1 rRNA gene is annotated in these 1,598 nt (G+C 53.4%); it reads right to left on the bottom strand.

Features of this window, described 5'->3' with window-relative positions:
• Nucleotides 1–23: 23 nt before the first annotated feature.
• Nucleotides 24–1,576 (bottom strand): 16S ribosomal RNA (locus tag LQ50_RS23995).
• Between the last annotated feature and the right edge of the window lie 22 nt (nucleotides 1,577–1,598).

Below are 1,598 nucleotides of genomic sequence, written 5' to 3' on the forward strand. Positions count from 1 at the left end.
TCGACTAGAGTTAAACTCCATAGAAAGGAGGTGATCCAGCCGCACCTTCCGATACGGCTACCTTGTTACGACTTCACCCCAATCATCTGTCCCACCTTAGGCGGCTGGCTCCAAAAGGTTACCCCACCGACTTCGGGTGTTACAAACTCTCGTGGTGTGACGGGCGGTGTGTACAAGGCCCGGGAACGTATTCACCGCGGCATGCTGATCCGCGATTACTAGCAATTCCGGCTTCATGTAGGCGAGTTGCAGCCTACAATCCGAACTGAGAATGGCTTTATGAGATTGGCTCGACCTCGCGGTTTCGCTGCTCTTTGTACCATCCATTGTAGCACGTGTGTAGCCCAGGTCATAAGGGGCATGATGATTTGACGTCATCCCCACCTTCCTCCGGTTTGTCACCGGCAGTCACCTTAGAGTGCCCAACTAAATGCTGGCAACTAAGATCAAGGGTTGCGCTCGTTGCGGGACTTAACCCAACATCTCACGACACGAGCTGACGACAACCATGCACCACCTGTCACTTTGTCCCCCGAAGGGGAAAGCTCTATCTCTAGAGTGGTCAAAGGATGTCAAGACCTGGTAAGGTTCTTCGCGTTGCTTCGAATTAAACCACATGCTCCACTGCTTGTGCGGGCCCCCGTCAATTCCTTTGAGTTTCAACCTTGCGGTCGTACTCCCCAGGCGGAGTGCTTAATGTGTTAACTTCGGCACTAAGGGCATCGAAACCCCTAACACCTAGCACTCATCGTTTACGGCGTGGACTACCAGGGTATCTAATCCTGTTTGCTCCCCACGCTTTCGCGCCTCAGCGTCAGTTACAGACCAGAGAGTCGCCTTCGCCACTGGTGTTCCTCCACATATCTACGCATTTCACCGCTACACGTGGAATTCCACTCTCCTCTTCTGTACTCAAGTCTCCCAGTTTCCAATGACCCTCCCCGGTTGAGCCGGGGGCTTTCACATCAGACTTAAAAGACCGCCTGCGCGCGCTTTACGCCCAATAATTCCGGACAACGCTTGCCACCTACGTATTACCGCGGCTGCTGGCACGTAGTTAGCCGTGGCTTTCTGGTTAGGTACCGTCAAGGTACCGCCCTATTCGAACGATACTTGTTCTTCCCTAACAACAGAGCTTTACGAGCCGAAACCCTTCATCACTCACGCGGCGTTGCTCCGTCAGACTTTCGTCCATTGCGGAAGATTCCCTACTGCTGCCTCCCGTAGGAGTCTGGGCCGTGTCTCAGTCCCAGTGTGGCCGATCACCCTCTCAGGTCGGCTACGCATCGTCGCCTTGGTAAGCCATTACCTTACCAACTAGCTAATGCGCCGCGGGCCCATCCTGTAGTGATAGCCGGAGCCATCTTTTAACCTAAGATCATGTGATCTCAGATATTACCCGGTATTAGCACCGATTTCTCGGTGTTATCCCGATCTACAGGGCAGGTTGCCCACGTGTTACTCACCCGTCCGCCGCTAACGTCATAAGAGCAAGCTCTTAATCAGTCCGCTCGACTTGCATGTATTAGGCACGCCGCCAGCGTTCGTCCTGAGCCAGGATCAAACTCTCCATAAAAATGGTAAGCTGATTAGCTCAA

The sequence above is a fragment of the Halalkalibacter okhensis genome (assembly GCF_000787375.1).
Taxonomy (GTDB): domain Bacteria; phylum Bacillota; class Bacilli; order Bacillales; family Bacillaceae_D; genus Halalkalibacter; species Halalkalibacter okhensis.